The sequence below is a fragment of the uncultured Comamonas sp. genome, from assembly GCF_964277875.1.
Classification (GTDB): Bacteria; Pseudomonadota; Gammaproteobacteria; order Burkholderiales; family Burkholderiaceae_C; genus Comamonas; species Comamonas sediminis.
On the sequence record NZ_CAXYJV010000008.1, the window covers coordinates 1 to 15,678 of the forward strand.

General features: G+C 67.0%; 14 protein-coding genes. 6 read left to right on the forward strand and 8 right to left on the reverse strand.

Translation table 11 applies throughout. The annotated features are described in order from the left end of the window. Positions 1 to 500 precede the first annotated feature (500 nt). Positions 501 to 1,280, reverse strand: coding sequence for a tyrosine-protein phosphatase (locus ACHWUQ_RS03525; protein WP_394680404.1), 780 nt, complete (start codon positions 1,278 to 1,280; stop codon positions 501 to 503). A gap of 112 nt (positions 1,281 to 1,392) precedes the next feature. Next, positions 1,393 to 4,317 (reverse strand): DNA topoisomerase III, encoded by a 2,925-nt coding sequence (locus ACHWUQ_RS03530; protein WP_180318303.1) that lies wholly within the window; start codon positions 4,315 to 4,317, stop codon positions 1,393 to 1,395. A gap of 127 nt (positions 4,318 to 4,444) precedes the next feature. Here ACHWUQ_RS03530 and ACHWUQ_RS03535 point away from each other — a divergent pair, with 127 nt between their 5' ends. Genes ACHWUQ_RS03535 through ACHWUQ_RS03545 form a run of 3 tightly spaced genes read left to right on the forward strand, consistent with a single transcriptional unit; the run spans position 4,445 to position 6,716 of the window. Beyond that, a complete protein-coding gene (locus ACHWUQ_RS03535; RefSeq protein ID WP_239974712.1) occupies positions 4,445 to 5,107 on the forward strand; it encodes an SET domain-containing protein in 663 nt (220 codons plus the stop codon). Further along, positions 5,104 to 5,934: a biotin--[acetyl-CoA-carboxylase] ligase gene (locus ACHWUQ_RS03540; RefSeq protein ID WP_012202814.1), complete on the forward strand. Its 831-nt coding sequence runs from the start codon at positions 5,104 to 5,106 to the stop codon at positions 5,932 to 5,934. The genes ACHWUQ_RS03535 and ACHWUQ_RS03540 overlap by 4 nt, the downstream gene beginning before the upstream one ends. Positions 5,935 to 5,969: 35 nt before the next feature. Further along, on the forward strand, positions 5,970 to 6,716 hold the full coding sequence (locus ACHWUQ_RS03545) for an SPOR domain-containing protein (RefSeq protein WP_394680366.1): 747 nt from the start codon (positions 5,970 to 5,972) through the stop codon (positions 6,714 to 6,716). 75 nt (positions 6,717 to 6,791) lie between these two features. Here ACHWUQ_RS03545 and ACHWUQ_RS03550 read toward each other — a convergent pair whose 3' ends face one another. Then, positions 6,792 to 7,724, reverse strand: coding sequence for an N-formylglutamate amidohydrolase (locus ACHWUQ_RS03550; RefSeq protein WP_394680367.1), 933 nt, complete (start codon positions 7,722 to 7,724; stop codon positions 6,792 to 6,794). Positions 7,725 to 7,899: 175 nt separating this feature from the next. Continuing rightward, positions 7,900 to 8,868, reverse strand: coding sequence for a tripartite tricarboxylate transporter substrate binding protein (locus tag ACHWUQ_RS03555; protein WP_012202811.1), 969 nt, complete (start codon positions 8,866 to 8,868; stop codon positions 7,900 to 7,902). A gap of 109 nt (positions 8,869 to 8,977) precedes the next feature. Here ACHWUQ_RS03555 and ACHWUQ_RS03560 point away from each other — a divergent pair, with 109 nt between their 5' ends. Continuing rightward, a complete protein-coding gene (locus ACHWUQ_RS03560) occupies positions 8,978 to 9,988 on the forward strand; it encodes a LysR substrate-binding domain-containing protein (RefSeq protein WP_199138212.1) in 1,011 nt (336 codons plus the stop codon). On the opposite strand, the gene ACHWUQ_RS03565 is transcribed toward ACHWUQ_RS03560, so the two are convergent. The 3 genes from ACHWUQ_RS03565 to ACHWUQ_RS03575 form a co-directional block, all read right to left on the reverse strand. Then, a complete protein-coding gene (locus ACHWUQ_RS03565; RefSeq protein WP_065347270.1) occupies positions 9,945 to 11,447 on the reverse strand; it encodes a sensor histidine kinase in 1,503 nt (500 codons plus the stop codon). The two genes, ACHWUQ_RS03560 and ACHWUQ_RS03565, sit on opposite strands and share 44 nt — an antisense overlap. A 94-nt stretch (positions 11,448 to 11,541) precedes the next feature. Further along, the gene (locus ACHWUQ_RS03570; protein WP_012202808.1) at positions 11,542 to 12,216 is read right to left on the reverse strand and encodes a response regulator transcription factor; all 675 of its coding nucleotides are present in this window, start codon (positions 12,214 to 12,216) and stop codon (positions 11,542 to 11,544) included. A 99-nt stretch (positions 12,217 to 12,315) separates the two neighbouring features. Then, a complete protein-coding gene (locus ACHWUQ_RS03575) occupies positions 12,316 to 12,816 on the reverse strand; it encodes a MarR family winged helix-turn-helix transcriptional regulator (RefSeq protein WP_394680368.1) in 501 nt (166 codons plus the stop codon). A 147-nt stretch (positions 12,817 to 12,963) separates the two neighbouring features. Here ACHWUQ_RS03575 and recA point away from each other — a divergent pair, with 147 nt between their 5' ends. Both recA and recX read left to right on the forward strand, forming a co-directional pair. Next, a complete protein-coding gene (gene recA, locus ACHWUQ_RS03580; protein ID WP_012202806.1) occupies positions 12,964 to 14,067 on the forward strand; it encodes a recombinase RecA in 1,104 nt (367 codons plus the stop codon). A 202-nt stretch (positions 14,068 to 14,269) separates the two neighbouring features. After that, positions 14,270 to 14,746, forward strand: a complete 477-nt coding sequence (gene recX / locus ACHWUQ_RS03585; RefSeq protein WP_063327512.1) for a recombination regulator RecX — start codon at positions 14,270 to 14,272, stop codon at positions 14,744 to 14,746. On the opposite strand, the gene yddG is transcribed toward recX, so the two are convergent. Next, complete coding sequence (gene yddG / locus ACHWUQ_RS03590) at positions 14,743 to 15,663, reverse strand: aromatic amino acid DMT transporter YddG (protein ID WP_394680369.1); 921 nt, start codon at positions 15,661 to 15,663, stop codon at positions 14,743 to 14,745. The two genes, recX and yddG, sit on opposite strands and share 4 nt — an antisense overlap. Positions 15,664 to 15,678: the final 15 nt, after the last annotated feature.

The following is a 15,678-nucleotide window of genomic DNA, read 5'->3' on the forward strand; positions in this document are numbered from 1 at the left end:
GAGTGAAGCGCGCAGCGCGCAACGAGTTTCACGGCGCACCCCGCTTCCCGCCCAACGCAGGTCGCCCGTAGCGAAGCGAAGGGTCGTGGGCAGCGGGGCGCACTTCTTTGCCTCGTTTCTTGCTGCGCGGCAAGAAAGGAGGTCGGCCGCCGGGCCGAAACCCGGCTCCTGCCCGCCGCAAAGGCAAGCAGCAAAAATCAGTCCAGAAGATCAGCCCAGATCAGGCAAGAAAACAAGTCACCGCGAAGTCCGCGTATGACTCACATTGGCATCCACAGTCCCAAACACCGTCACCCCACTGCCACTGGACGCCTGGCTCCCCGAAACATCCCCAGCCACCCCGCCCGCACAGCCAGCCAGCCCCACACTCAAGGCCACCAGCACCATCGCGGCCAGCCCACGCATGCCGTACTTCATCGCAATCTCCTTCATCTCCGGCGCAACCGACCGGCACAGCCCATGTTAGCCGCGCCAACCCGCCGCCCCGTGAGCGAAGGTAATCACCCTTCCAGGTAAAGCGCAGCCAGCCGCTCGCGTGCAGCGCTGTCGATGCCCAGCGCATCCCGCAGATACCCCTCCATCCCTCCGAAGTCGGCCCGCACCATGTCGGTGGCCGCCGCCAGGTAGGACGCCTGCACGCGCCACAGCACATCCATCACCTCGGCCGGCATGGGAGCGAAGGTGGCGGCGGGGCGCTGGTAGAGCTGGTTGGTCAGCAGGTAGTCCTGCATCACGGTGTCCTCGTCCACGCCCAGCGCGGTGAGCAGCAGGGCGGCGGCCCAGCCCGTGCGGTCCTTGCCGGCCGTGCAGTGGAAGACCAGCGGGTCCTGGCTGTCCAGCAGCAGTTGGAACAGCTGTGCAAAGCGTGGCGCGTAGTCGTGCACGAAGCTGCGGTAGGTGTCCTGCATCAGCTCCTCGGCATGGGCGGCCGTGAGGTCGTTGCCTGCGGCGATCAGGGCGCTGGCGCGCTGAACCACGGTGGGCTCGACGATGAGCGCATGGCGGGCAATGCCCGGCCATTCGTAGGCCAGGTGGGCGCTTTCCATCTTGCCCCGGAAGTCCGCGCTGCGCGCGAGCTTCAGGCCATGCAGCACGTCCAGGTCCGCTGCGCTGAGGCCGGCCAGGTGGTCGGCACGGAACAGCGTGCGCCAGCGCACGCGCCGGCCATCCAGGCCCGCGTAGCCACCGAGGTCTCGGAAGTTGGAGGCGCCGTCCAGGCGGATGGAGCGCGAGGGCGCCGGGGAGGAAGCAGCGGCGGCAGCCGCTGCCGGGGTGAGCATTTCGGTATCCATGCCCGCTAGATTAGCCCAAGCATGTGTTGTCCCCGTGTCAGGCCGGCGACCCGCTCCGGCAAGGTGCAGAAGCGGGTCGCAGGATCGTCAGGCAGGCGCCTTACGCCAGATGCTTGCCCACGATGCCGGCCAGCTCGAACATGTTCACGCTGTCCTTGCCGAAGACGGGGCGCAGCTTGTCGTCGGCGCGGATGACGCGCTTGTCCTTGGGGTCCTGCAGGTTCTGGGCCTTGACGTATTCCCACAGCTTCTTGACCACTTCGGTACGCGCCACCGTGCCTTCGCCGATGACGGCGGCCAGGGCCGCGCTGGGCTGCAGCGTGCCGGCGGCCGGCTTGCGCGCGGTCTTGGTGGCGGTCTTGGAGGCCGTCTTTGCCGTGGTCTTGGCCGCGGCTTTCTTGGCAGGCGCCTTCTTGGCCGGCGCGCTCTTGGCGGCCGCCGTCTTGCGCGGCGGGTATTTGCTGTCGCGCTGCTCGAACTCGAAGTTGACCTTGCCGGCCGCGCCATCCCAGACCAGGAAGGCCTTGAAGCTGCGGCGCGTGCGGTTGGAGACGAACTTGTCCAGCAGGTCGGTCTTGCCGGTCTGCAGCAGCTTTTGCATCTGCTCGCGCTCTATGGGCTGCTGCAGGATGATCTGGCCGCTCTTGAAGTCGCAGCTGGGCGTGGCCTGGGCCAGCGTGGGCACGGCCTTGGCGCAGACGTAGTTGCTGCCGTGTTCGAAGACCGGCGCACCGCACTTGGGGCAGGGGCCCAGCGATTGCTGGCTGGCAAAGTCCACCAGCTCGCCCGTGTCTTCGGAGGCGGCGTCGTCGCCAAAGTCGAACTCGAGCTTGTAGTTGCCGCCTTCCTCATCGTGCACGATGGTGACCTCGGCCACGAAGGGCCAGCCTGCCTTGGAGCGAAAGCCGTCCAGCGGACCCAGGCGGCGGTCGCGCAGCAGTTGCTCGGCCTCGGCCGTCTCGAAGGTGCGGCCTGCAGGCGACTTGGTGAACGAGAAGCCGCAGCCCGCGCCCTGTCCGTCGCTGCCCGTGCAGCCGTAGCGGCGATAGTTCTCCTTGACCACGCCGCCGCAGTTGGGGCAAGGCGTGGACAGGGTGGCGTAGTCGCCGGGCACGGTGTCCCGGTCGTATTCCTTGGCCTTCTTGACCAGCTTTTCCGTCATGGACTGGATCTGCTGCATGAAGGCATCGCGCGAGAGCTGGCCCTTTTCCATCTGCGCCAGCTTGTACTCCCATTCGCCGGTGAGGTCGGCGCGCGAGAGTTCTTCCACACCCAGGCCGCGCAGCAGGGTCATGAGCTGGAAGGCCTTGGCCGTGGGAATCAGCTCGCGGCCTTCGCGCAGCATGTACTTTTCGGTCAGCAGGCCTTCGATGATGGCCGCACGCGTGGCAGGCGTGCCCAGGCCCTTTTCCTGCATGGCCTCGCGCAGCTCGTCGTCCTCGACCTGCTTGCCGGCGCTTTCCATGGCGCCCAGCAGCGTGGCTTCGGAGTAGCGCGCGGGCGGCTTGGTCTTGAGGCCCTTGGGATCGACCTGGCCGGCGCGCGGCTGCTCGCCGGGCTGCACCGCGACCAGGGGCTGGCCCTTGTCGCCGTCCTTGCCGCCTTCGACCTCGTTGGCGGCCTCCTTGCCGTAGATGGCCAGCCAACCGGGCTTGACCAGGATCTTGCCTTCGGTCTTGAAGCTGTGCTGCTCGACCTTGCTGATGCGCGTGGTCACCTGGTGCTCAGCACTGGGGAAGAACACGGCCATGAAGCGGCGCACGACGAGGTCATAGAGCTTTTGCTCGGCCTCGGACAGGCCGCTGGGCGCCTGCGTGGTCGGGATGATGGCAAAGTGATCCGACACCTTGCTGTTGTCGAAGATGCGCTTGGTCGGGCGCACGTAGTTCTCGTCCAGCGCCTGCTGGGCAAAGGGCGCCAGGTGGCGCATGCCGCTGCCGGCCAGCATGGCGAAGGTCTGGTGCGCCACGGGCACGTAGTCCTCGGGCAGGGCACGCGAGTCGGTACGCGGGTAGGTCAGGGCCTTGTGGCGCTCGTACAGGCTTTGCGCCAGCGACAGCGTGGTCTTGGCCGAGAAGCCGAACTTGCCGTTGGCCTCGCGCTGCAGGCTGGTCAGGTCGAACAGCAGCGGGCTGGCCTGGGACGTGGGCTTGGACTCCTCGGTGACCTGGGCCGGCTTGCCGCGCACGGCGTCGGCAATGGCCTGGGCGTCGCGCTGATTCCAGATGCGGTCGGCGCGGGCTTCCGCATCCTCGCTCTTCTTCCATTGGGGATCGAACCACTTGCCCAGGTACTGGCCGGCCTGCGCATCGAAGGCGGCATGCACTTCCCAGTAGTCGCGGCTCACGAACTTGCGGATCTTTTCCTCGCGCTCCACCACCAGGGACAGCGTGGGCGTCTGCACGCGGCCCACGGTGGTCAGGAAGAAGCCGCCATCGCGCGAATTGAAAGCCGTCATGGCGCGCGTGCCGTTGATGCCCACCAGCCAGTCGGCCTCGGAGCGGCTGCGCGCGGCGCTGGCCAGGCCCAGCATCTGCGCGTCACTGCGCAGGTTCTGGAAGCCGTCGCGGATGGCCTGCGGCGTCATGGATTGCAGCCACAGCCGCTTGACCGGCTTGCCCAGGCCCTTGCCGTCGGGCTTGGCGCCTGCGGCGTACTGCTCGATCAGGCGGAAGATCAGCTCACCCTCGCGGCCCGCGTCGCAGGCGTTGATGAGTTCGGTGACATCCTTGCGCTTGGCCAGCTTGACCACGGCATTGAGCCGGCTCTTGGTCTTGTCCACGGGCTTGAGGTCGAAATACGGCGGAATCACCGGCAGGTTGGCAAAACTCCATTTGCCGCGCTTGACGTCGAATTCCTCGGGCGCCTGGATTTCCACCAGGTGGCCCACGGCGCTGGTCACGACGTAGTGCTCGCTCTCGAAATATTCATCGTGCTTGTCGAATTTGCCCGCCACCGGAGTCAACGCGCGGACGATGTCCTGCGCGACCGAAGGCTTCTCAGCAATCACCAGGGTCTTTGTCATTGTGTGTACTCGTCATTCCCCGCAGGACCTGCATGTCGCAGCCTGCGCTTCTACAATCCATGGCTCACGCGTGTACGTACGTGTACGCGCACGCGCATGTGTGCCTATTCAAGTTATCAGAGAAAACATGCCCCGCACAGCTTTGGCCCCTTCCGGCGGCCGCCGTATCCAGACCCGCCGCTCGGGTGTCCATGGCAAGGGCGTCTTCGCCGCGCAGGATCTTGCCGAAGGCGAGGTCCTTGTCGAGTACGTAGGGGAAATCGTCAGCTGGCAGGAAGCCCAGGACCGGCATCCGCACGACCCCAGCCAGCCCAACCATACCTTCTACTTCCACGTGGACGAAGACCGCGTGATCGACGCCAACTATGGCGGCAACTCCTCGCGCTGGATCAACCACAGCTGCGCTCCCAATTGCTACACCGATGAGCGCGATGGCCGGATTTTCATCGTCGCGCTGCGCAACATCGCCGCCGGCGAGGAGCTGAGCTACGACTACGGCCTGATCATCGACGAACCCTACACCAAGAAGCTGAAGGCCGAGTATCCATGCTGGTGCGGCGCGGCCACCTGCCGCGGCACGCTGCTGGCGCCCAAGCGCGGCTGGCGCCCGCCCATGCCCGGCGATGCATTGCCGGCCAGCGCAAAGCCGGCATCGGAACAATCTGAAAAGACAAAGCGGGCCAAAAAGCAGCAGGTCAAAGCGGAAAAGCCTTTGGAAAAGCCCTTGGAAAAGGCCCCCCAAAAACCAAGGAAAAAATCCCGCAAATCCTCCACAAAGGCCGGCGCATGATGGCATCGTCCCCCATTCACTGGCCTGCGGAATCGCTGTGGCAGGCCATCGAGCCGCAACTGCCGGGCTTTTCCGTGGAAATCGTGCCCAGCATCGGCTCGACCAATACCGAGCTGATGGCGCGCGCCCGCGATGGCCGCAACGAACCCGTGCTGCTGGTGACCGAAGTGCAGACCGCCGGCCGGGGCCGGCTGGGCCGCCAGTGGACCAGCGGCGTGGGCGATTCGCTGACCTTCTCGCTGGGCATGCCGCTGGCGCCTGCCGACTGGTCCGGCCTGTCGCTGGCCGTGGGCCTGAGCGTGGCGCAAAGCCTGCAGCCGCAATTGCCCGCCCCGGGCTCGCAGCGCCCGCGCATCGGCCTCAAATGGCCCAACGACCTGTGGATCGACGGCGACCGCAAGCTCGGCGGCATCCTGATCGAGACGGCCAGCTTTGTCGGCAGCGCCGCACATGAGCCCGGCACGCCGCGCTACGTGGTCGTGGGCATCGGCCTGAACGTGCGCCCGCGCCCCGGCGACGGCATGCGCACGCCCCCGGCCAGCCTGCTGGAACTGGACGAACGCCTGGACGCGCCCACCGCCCTGGCCTGCGTGCTGCCGGGCCTGGTCTCCGACATACAGACCTTTGCCGCCCAGGGCTTTGCGCCGCTGGTGGAGCGCTTTGCCCAGCGCGACCTGCTGCGTGGCCGCGCCGTCAATCTCAGCGATGGCGAAAGCGGCACGGCCGAGGGCGTGGGCCCCGATGGCGCGCTGCTGGTGCGCACGGCGCGCGGCCTGCAGGCCATCACCAGCTCGGAAATCAGCGTGCGCCCGGCTGCTGTAGGCTAGGGCGGGTGACTCATCACTAGGGCCCAAGAAACGACATGCTGCGAATCGCCTTCCTGCTGCTGGTGCTGGCCAATGCCGGCTACTACCTCTGGAACCACGGCCAGCTCCAGGCCCTGGGCCTGGCACCGCCATCCCAGACCGAGCCCGAGCGCCTGGGCCAGCAGGTGCGCCCGGAGGCGCTGAGCCTGCTGAGTGTGGACAACGCGCCGGCCCCCTCCTCGGCCACCCCGGGCACGGCGCCTGCATCCCCTGCGGTACCCGCAGCACCTGCGGCTCCTGCAGGTGGCGAGGAACCCGCCGCACCGGCTCGCCCCGAGAAAGCCGCGGGCCAGCCCACCAGCTGCCTGGTGGCCACGGGCATCGAAGACCGCCATGCCGAGGCGCTGCGCCGCGGCCTCATCGCCCAGGTCGCCAGCGACCAGTGGGACCTGAGCAGCACGCACCAGCCGGGCCGCTGGATGGTCTACATGGGCAAATTCCCCGATACCGAGTTCCTGGAGCGCAAGCGCGCGGAACTGCGTGCACGCAAGATCGACTTCGACCGCGCAGGCGGCGCACTGGAGCCCGGCCTGTCGCTGGGTCGCTTCTCCTCCGAGGAAGCGGCCACGCGCGAGCTGACCAACGTTGCGCGCCAGGGCGTGCGCACGGCCCGCGTGGTGCAGGAGCGCCCCGACATCACCCTCTACACGCTGCGCCTGCCCCAGGCCACGCCCGCGCTGCGCAGCCAGGTCGAGTCCATGGGCGGCAAGGCCTTCGAGGGCAAGCCGTTCAGGCCCTGCTGAGCCCCGCGAGGGCACGATGAAAAAAGGCCCGCGATCCTGTGATCGCGGGCCTTTTGCATTTCACTCGCAGGGGCTTCAGAGCGTACGCGGATCGGTGGCCATCAGCTGCTCCACCAGCACCTTCAGGTCGGTGGTCAGGCGCAGGTAGCCGGCCTGGTCGAGATCCAGGGTCTGCTCGTTCATGTAGAGCTTGCGGTTGATCTCGATCTGGATGCTGTGGCGGTGCTCGGCGGGCTTGCCGTAGCGGCGCACCAGCTCCACTCCCTTGTAGGGATGGTTGTAGTCCACGCTGTAGCCGCGCTCGCGCAGGAAGGCGCAGATGCGCTCGGACAGCGCCGGGCTGGCCGTGCTGCCGTCGCGGTCGCCGATGACGAAGTCGGCATGGACCAGGCCCGGGTGCAGCGTGGCGTGGCTGGCTGCGACGGAAGGCATGGAGTGGCAGTTGATATGGATGCTGTAGCCATGGCGCGCATGGGCGCCGTCGATGGCGCGCTCCACGGCGGCGTGGTAGGGCTTCCAGCAGCGCTCGATGCGCTGCAGCAGTTCAGCGGCGGGCAGCTGGCGGTCATAGATGGGCACGCCCTCATCGGTGAACTTCCAGATCAGGCCCTTGCCCAGGCGCACCTTCTGCAGCACGACCTGGTCGGTGGTGACGGGCAGCGGCCACTCGCCCTCGATCATGGTGGTGTCAATCTCGGTGGTGTCGCGGTTGGCATCCAGGTAGATGCGCGGGAAATGCGCCTCCACCCAGCTCACGCCCAGGCCCGGTGCAAAGGCGTAGATCTTCTCCACATGCGTGTCCTCGGCCTGGCGCAGCGTGGCCAGCGGCAGGCAGGAGCCGAAGTCCGCCGGGTAGACCGTGCCGCTGTGCGGCGAGTCCAGCACCACGGCACTGGCGCCGGCAACGCTGGTGACCATGGGCGGCGCGGCATCGGCCGCGCCGGAGCCTGCCACGCCGGGCAGGGATTGCAGGAAGTTCTGACTGATCAGTCGCAGGACGGGATGCATGAGGAAGTGGTCTATCTCGGTTACGCATTGCACCGCTGCGCTGCGGCCAGCCCGCCATGAAACTGGCGCGTCCCAGGCCAGGGACGCCGAGCAAGGGCCGCCCCGCAGCGAGGGCGTCGTCCCCCTCCCGCGAAGCGAGAGAGGGGGAAGGCGCGAAGCGCCTCAGGGGGAGGCTTTAATCCAGCTGGATCTGGGCCGTGGCGGCAATCTTCTTCATCTTGGCGACTTCGCTGGCGATCTGCTTGGTGAAAGCGTCGCTGCTGGTGCCGGAGATGTACAGACCCTGGGCCGCCATGCGCTTTTGCACGGCCGGGTCCTTGAGCGCGGCCGCGATGGCCTTTTGCACGCGGGCGATCTGCTCGGGCGGCGTGCTCTTGGGGGCCACCAGGCCGAACCAGGAGGGATCGTTCAGGTCGGCATGGCCGGCTTCGGCGTAGGTCTGCACGTCGGGCAGCACGTCCAGGCGCTCATGCCAGGACACGGCCAGGGCCTTGACCTTGCCGCCCTTGATGTGGGGCAGCGAGGAAGCCACCTGGTCGAAGTACACGGGCACCTGACCACCGAGCACGTCGTTGATGGCCGGGCCTGCACCGCGGTAGGGAATGTGCTGCATCTCGGTGCCAGTGCTCTTCATGAACTGGGCGCCCCACATGTGGCCGATGGTGCCGTTGCCGGGGGTTGCGAAGCTGACCTTGCCGGGGTTGGCCTTCAGGTACTTCACGAACTCGGCGAAGTTGTTGGCGGGCACCAGCTTGGGGTTGATCACGATCACGCCGGGGGCCTTGACGATCTCGGTCACGCCGACGAAGTCGTTGATGGCGTCGTAGGGCAGCTTCTTGAACACGGCGGGGTTCACGCCGTGCGTGGACAGCGTGGCGATGCCGAAGGTCACGCCGTCGGTGGCACGCGCCACTTCGGCCATGCCGATGGAGCCGCCAGCGCCGGCCTTGTTCTCGATCACCACGGCCTGGCCGCCCAGCAGCTTGGGCAGCACGTCCTGCATGTTGCGCGGGACCATGTCGGTGGAGCCACCAGCAGGGAACGGAACGACGATGCGCAGGGGACGGGAGGTGTCCTGGGCGAAGGACATTCCAGGAACGACAGAAGAAGCGGCGATGGAAGCAAGGAAATGACGTCGTTGCATAGGATCTTTCTTACAAACAAGTTCAGATTAAAAGAAATCTGCTCACAAAAAAAGCAAATACTGTGCCTGTTAATATTCCAAACAGGAATACTTTCATCATATCCCTGTCATGAGTTTGCGCCGCCTCAACCCGCCCACGCATCTGCTGCGCGCTTTCTCCACCGTGGTGCGCTTCGGGGGCGTCTCGCGCGCGGCCGAAGCCTTGCACCTGACGCAAAGCGCAGTCAGCAAGCAGATCCAGGAGCTGGAGAAATGGGTGGGCGTGCCGCTGTTCGAACGCGAGCGCAAGCGCTTGAGGCTGACACCCGCGGGCGAGCGCTATGAGCGCGCAGTGCGCGCCCTGCTGGGCCAGCTGGAGGCAGCCACCCTCGAACTCATCACCAGCGATGACAGCCGAGGCGCGCTGCACCTGTCATCGCTGCCGACTTTTGCGGCCAAGTGGCTGATCCCCAGGCTGCCCCAGTTTCAGCAGCGCTATCCACAGATCACGCTGCACTTTGTACCCTACGTACACAGCTACCAATTTGACAGTCCGGGGCTGGACTGCGCAATTTTGTTTGGCGACGGGCACTGGAATGGCGCGCATGCCCACTATCTGGTGGGCCGCCAGGTGGCGTTGATCGCACCGCCGCGCGGCGCGGGCCCCGAGGCACGCATCACCACCCCCCAGGACGTGGCGCGCTGCACCCGGCTGCGCCATGTGACCATTCCCGATGCCTGGGCGCGCTGGAGCGAGGCCCATGGCGTCAACGGCATCAGCCCCCTTGCGGGCCCGCAGTTCGACCAGTTCCAGACCATCATCCGCGCCGTGATGGCCGGCATGGGCATCGCCCTGGTGCCGCGCTGCCTGGTGCACGACGAGATCGCGGCCGGCCTGGTGAACGAGCCCCTGCCCCAGCACGGCTACCAGAGCGCCCTGGGCTACTGGCTGTGCTACCCGGCCGACCGTGCCAACCACGGCACCCTGGGCATCTTCCGCAACTGGCTGGTGGACCATGCCGCGCAGACGCCGGGACGGATCGCGGTGGCGCCTGTGGCTCCCGGGGAATCTGCGGCAGCCGGGGATGCCCCGCCACCTATGCCGCAGGCTTGGGCGACGGCGGCGAGCGCAGCGCCGTGAAGCGCACGCTGAAACGCGCACCCGGCGGCTGCTGGCCAGGATGCGCATCTTCCAGCACCACCTGGGCGCCATGCTGGCGCGCGATCTCCAGCACGATGGGCAGGCCCAGGCCCGAGCCATCGGCCTCCGAGCCCAGCACGCGGTAGAACGGCTGGAATACCAGTTCACGCTCGGCCTCGGGCACGCCGGGTCCAGAATCCTCCACCTGCAGCAACAGGACCTGACCGAAGGGATCGGCCAGCACGCGCACCGTGACCATGCCGGGCCGGCTGCTGCTGGAAGGCGTGTAGTTGATGGCGTTGTCCACGAGGTTGCGCACCAGCTCCGTCAGCAGCGTGGCGTTGCCCTGCAGCCAGACGCCCGTGGCCGATGACTCGGCGCCGTCGTATCCCAGGTCCACATGCTTGTCCATGGCGCGCGGCAGGCAGTCGCGCACCACGTCGGTGACGATGCGCACCAGGTTGCAGGGCTGCATGGCCAGGCCGCGGCCCACGCCGGCGCTCTCGGCGCGCGCCAGCGCCAGCAACTGATTCACCGTGTGCGTGGCACGGATGCTGGAGCGCGCGATCTGTGCCAGGGACTGCCGCAACTCCTCCGTGCTCACGCCCTCGCGCTGGGCCAGTTCGGCCTGCATGCGCAGCCCGGCCAGCGGTGTCTTGAGCTGGTGGGCCGCGTCGGCCAGAAAGCGCTTTTGCGTGGCCAGCGAATCACCGAGCCGACCGAGCAGGTCGTTGACCGAGTCCACCAGCGGCACGACTTCCAGCGGCACGTCCTTGTGGTTGATGGGCGAGAGGTCCTCGGGCCGGCGCGCGCGGATGCGCTCCTCCAGCCGGTGCAGCGGCTTGATGCCGCGCGCCAGCGCCAGCCACACCAGCAAGGCGGCCAGCGGCAGGATGACGAACTGGGGCAGCATCACGCCCTTGATGATTTCCGTGGCCAGCACGCTGCGCTTTTCGCGCGTCTCGGCCACCTGGACCAGGGCCTGGGGCTCGTCGGGCAGGGGCATGCGCACCCAGACATGGGCCACGCGCAGGTCAATGCCGCGAAACTCCGCATCGCGCAGCTGCACGGCCCCGCCGGTCGGTGCACCGCCGGGCGATAGATCGCCGGATGGCGGATCGTCGGACTCGGGCGGCAGCGGCAGATCGCGCTCGCCGGCCAGGTACTCGCCCTTGACGCCCAGCACCTGGAAATACACGGTGTCCGACTCGTCGGCGCGCAGGATCTCGCTGGCCGATTGCGGCAGGTTGAACAGCACCTTGCCCTGCTGCACCATCACCAGCTGCGCCAGCGCCTGGGCGTTGTACTCCAGCGCACGATCGAACGGCTTGTTGGCCAGGCCCTGGGCCACCAGCCAGGTCAGCGCCAGGCTCACGGGCCACAGCAGCAGCAGCGGCGTGAGCATCCAGTCAAGGATCTCGCCGAACAGTGAGCGCTGTTCACGCTGGAAGATTTTCATCGGCGGGCAGCCCTCACGACGGGTTCACGGCCCCGTGGCATCCGCCACTATGCGCAGGCAAGCCAACCCGGGCCTGACAGCCAAGGCAGCGGCCTCAGGAAGCGATCTTCTCAAGGCAGTAGCCCAGGCCGCGCACGGTGGCAATGCGGATGGGGCCGCGCTCTATCTTCTTGCGCAGGCGGTGGATATAGACCTCGATGGCGTTGTTGCTGACCTCGTCGCCCCATTCGCACAGGCGCTCGACCAACTGGTCCTTGCTGACCAGCCGGCCCGCACGCTGCAGCAGCACTTCCAGCAGGCCCAGTTCGCGCGCCGACAGCTCGACCATCTTGCCGTCGATGGTGGCCACGCGGCCGGCCTGGTCGTAGACCAGGGGGCCGTGCTTGATGGTGCTGCTGGCGCCACCCATGCCGCGCCGCGTGAGCGCGCGCACACGCGCCTCCAGCTCGGACAGCGCAAACGGCTTGGCCATGTAGTCGTCGGCGCCGTAGTCCAGCCCCTGCACGCGCTCTTCCACGCTGTCGGCCGCCGTGAGGATCAGCACCGGCAGCGCATCGCCCCGGCCGCGCAGCTTCTTGAGCACTTCGAGCCCGTGCATCTTGGGCAGGCCCAGGTCCAGGATGAGCAGGTCGAACTCGCTGCTGGTCATCAGCGCGGTATCGGCCTCGCTGCCGTTGGCCACATGACTGACCACGGCGCCCGAGCCGCGCAGGCTGCGCAGCAGACCATCGGCCAGGACCTGGTCGTCTTCGGCAATCAGAATGCGCATGGGGTTGTCTCCTGAAATACAGACGCGCTCTGGATGTTGGAAATGCGCGCCTTTGATTCCTAGGATTCTAGGATGCGCCCCGCCCCACGGGCAGGGACCTTACCCGAGTGAGCCGCCGCCCGCATAGGCCTCCAGCCCCAGCGCCACCACGGTGGCGATGTCGTCGCCGACTTCCTCGCGGAACTCGGCCTCGGCCTGGGACACGGCGTCATGGAAGGCCTGCAGCCATGCCAGGCCCGCAGGCGTGAAGCGGATGCGGCGTGCGCGCGCATCGCGCTCGTCGCTTTCGCGCGTGACCAGGCCCCAGGCCTCGCACTGGGCCACCAGGTCGCCCATGGACTGCTTGGTCATGCCAGCGCGCTCGGCCAGGTCGGTGAGCCTGTCGCCAGCCAGCGACAGATGCCGCGTGATGTGGATGTGGGCCGCACCCACCTTGTCGCGCGCCGCAAGATTGGACAGCGCCAGCGGCACCTCCACATCGCGCGCCATGAGCTGCAGCACACGCGCGTCGAACCGGCGCATGGCATGGCCGAGCAGGCGGCCCAGGTGGGTCTGGCGCCAGGCGTCGGCGGGCGGCGTGACGGGGGAAAACTCATTCATGGATGCATTGTGGAGGCAAATCCAACAAGTCAGGAAAACTGACTAAAAACACCAACAAAACAAACCAACAAGCCCATAAACTACTGTTCAAGCATCCAGCCTGAATGCAAATACAGAGCTGAAACCCCAGCCAACCCAGGAGTCCGCATGAACACCGCCGTCACCACCGCCAACAGTGAAAAAGCCAAGGCCCTGCAGGCCGCACTCGCCCAGATCGAAAAGCAGTTCGGCAAGGGCACGATCATGCGCCTGGGTGAAGGCGAAGCCATCCAGGACATCCAGGTCGTCTCCACCGGCTCGCTGGGCCTGGACATCGCCCTGGGCGTGGGCGGCCTGCCCCGTGGCCGCGTGATCGAGATCTACGGCCCTGAATCCTCGGGCAAGACCACGCTGACGCTGCAGGTCATCGCCGAAATGCAAAAGCAGGGCGGCACCTGCGCCTTCATCGACGCGGAACACGCACTGGACACCAGCTACGCCCAGAAGCTGGGCGTGAACCTCAACGAAGTGCTGATCAGCCAGCCCGATACCGGCGAGCAGGCCCTGGAAATCGTGGACAGCCTGGTGCGCTCGGGCGCCGTGGACATGATCGTCGTGGACTCGGTGGCCGCCCTCACACCCCGGGCCGAAATCGAAGGCGAGATGGGCGACCAGCTGCCCGGCCTGCAGGCCCGCCTGATGAGCCAGGCGCTGCGCAAGCTGACAGCCACCATCAAGAAGACCAACTGCATGGTCATCTTCATCAACCAGATCCGCATGAAGATCGGCGTGATGTTCGGCAGCCCCGAAACCACCACGGGCGGCAATGCGCTGAAGTTCTACGCCTCGGTCCGCCTGGACATCCGCCGCACCGGCACCATCAAGAAGGGCGACGAGGCCATCGGCAACGAGACCAAGGTCAAGGTCGTCAAGAACAAGGTCTCGCCTCCGTTCAAGACCGCCGAGTTCGACATCCTCTTCGGCGAAGGCATCTCGCGCGAAGGCGAAATCCTGGACATGGGCGTCAACGCCAAGATCCTCGACAAGTCGGGCGCCTGGTATGCCTACAACGGCGAGAAGATCGGCCAGGGCCGCGACAACGCCCGCGAATTCCTGCGCGAGAACAGCGGCCTGGCCGTGGAGATCGAGAACAAGGTGCGCGACAGCCTGGGCATCGCCCTGCTGCCCACGGCCGGTGGCGATGCCCCCGAAGCCAAGGCCGCCAAGGCGGGCAAGGCCAAGGCCGACAAGGACGGCGTGATCGAAGCCTGAGCGGCCTGACCCCTCACTGCAGGCGCTGCCGCGCCTGCACACACTGTGTTTGCCATCTTGGCGCAGGCTCACGTCTGCGCCTTTTTTATCGCCGGGACGCCCCAAGGCAAAAAAGCGGCCCCCTTGGGGGGCAGCGGACCTTGCGCAGCAAGGGGAGCGTGGGGGCCTTTTTTATTCGGGACGATTCAGGAGACATTGCCGCATGGGATTCGCCAAGCTGTCGCTCAAGGGCCGGGCGCTCAAGCTGCTGGGCCAGCGCGAACATTCACGGCTGGAGCTGGAACGCAAGCTCGCCCCCCATGTGGAGGAAGGCGAAGACCTGGGCGCCATGCTCGACGCGCTGGAGCAGCGCGGCTTCATCAGTGCCCAGCGCGTGGCCGAGTCCGTGCTGCACCGCAAGGCCGCGCGCTTTGGCACGGCACGCGTGGTGCAGGAGTTGCGCAACAAGGGGCTGGACGACGGACTGGTGCGCGCCGCCGCAGAGCAACTGCGCGCCACCGAACTGCAGCGCGCCCTTGCCGTATGGCGCCAGCGCTTCGGCGCACCACCGGCCACACCGCAGGAACGACTCAAGCAGATGCGCTTTCTGGCCGCCCGCGGTTTTGGTGGAGAAATTGCGAGCAAGGTGCTGCGGGGCCGCAGCGAAGACTGGGATGCAGGAGCAGAGGACGAAGGCTAGTCTGCGCGCCGGGTCGCACCCCAGCACACCAGCGACCCCACGGTCACCAGCACCACGCCCTGCCAGAAGCCCCAGCCCGGCTGCACCTGCAGCCAGGCACTGGCCAGCAAGGCAGAGAATACGGGCGTGAAGTACGACGCTGCAGCCATCACGGCCAGATGCCCGTGCTGTATGCCGTGCTCCCAGCAGCTGTAGCCCAGGGCGGTGAGCCCGCCCACGGCCAGCAATTGCAGCACCACGGTGCCTGACCATTGCATGCCGCCTTCACCGCCCAGCCACAGCCATTTGATCCACAGCGCCAGCGCGGTCCATATCAGGAAAAGGCCCACGGCATTGTGGCCACCGCCCCAGCGCCGCGCAGCCAGCGAATAGCAGGGCCACAGCAGGGCCGCGCCAAAAGCCAGTCCATACGCCAGCGGGTTGGACAGCATGTGGTCCACCATGCCCCGCAGTTGCAGCGAGTCGCCGCCCAGCACGCGCGTCAGCCCCCACAGGCACAGCAGCACGCCGGGCCACAGCCACCAGCGCGCATGCTGCTGGCGCAGCAGCACGGCCAAAACGATGGTCAGGCTGGGCCACAGGTAATTGATCAGCCCCAGCTCCAGTGCCTGGGCGCGGTCCTGCGCCAGGCCAATCGCCAGCGACAGGCAGATCTCGTAGACCGCAAACAGCAGGCCGCAGCCCCAGAAGTAGGCCGGATGCATGGCCCGCCACTGCGAGGGCCTGGGCAAGCCGCGCACGGCGGCCACGCACAGGGCGCTGACCGTGTAGAGCATGGCTGCGCCGCCCACAGCGCCCAGCGGCTCGGCCACCGAGCGCATCAGGCCCACGGTGCAGCTCCAGCACACCACGGCCAGCAGTCCGATGGCAGTGGCCCGGCCGGCGGCCACGGGGGAGTTGTTCTGCAGGGAAGACACGTCGATGGCTGCGCG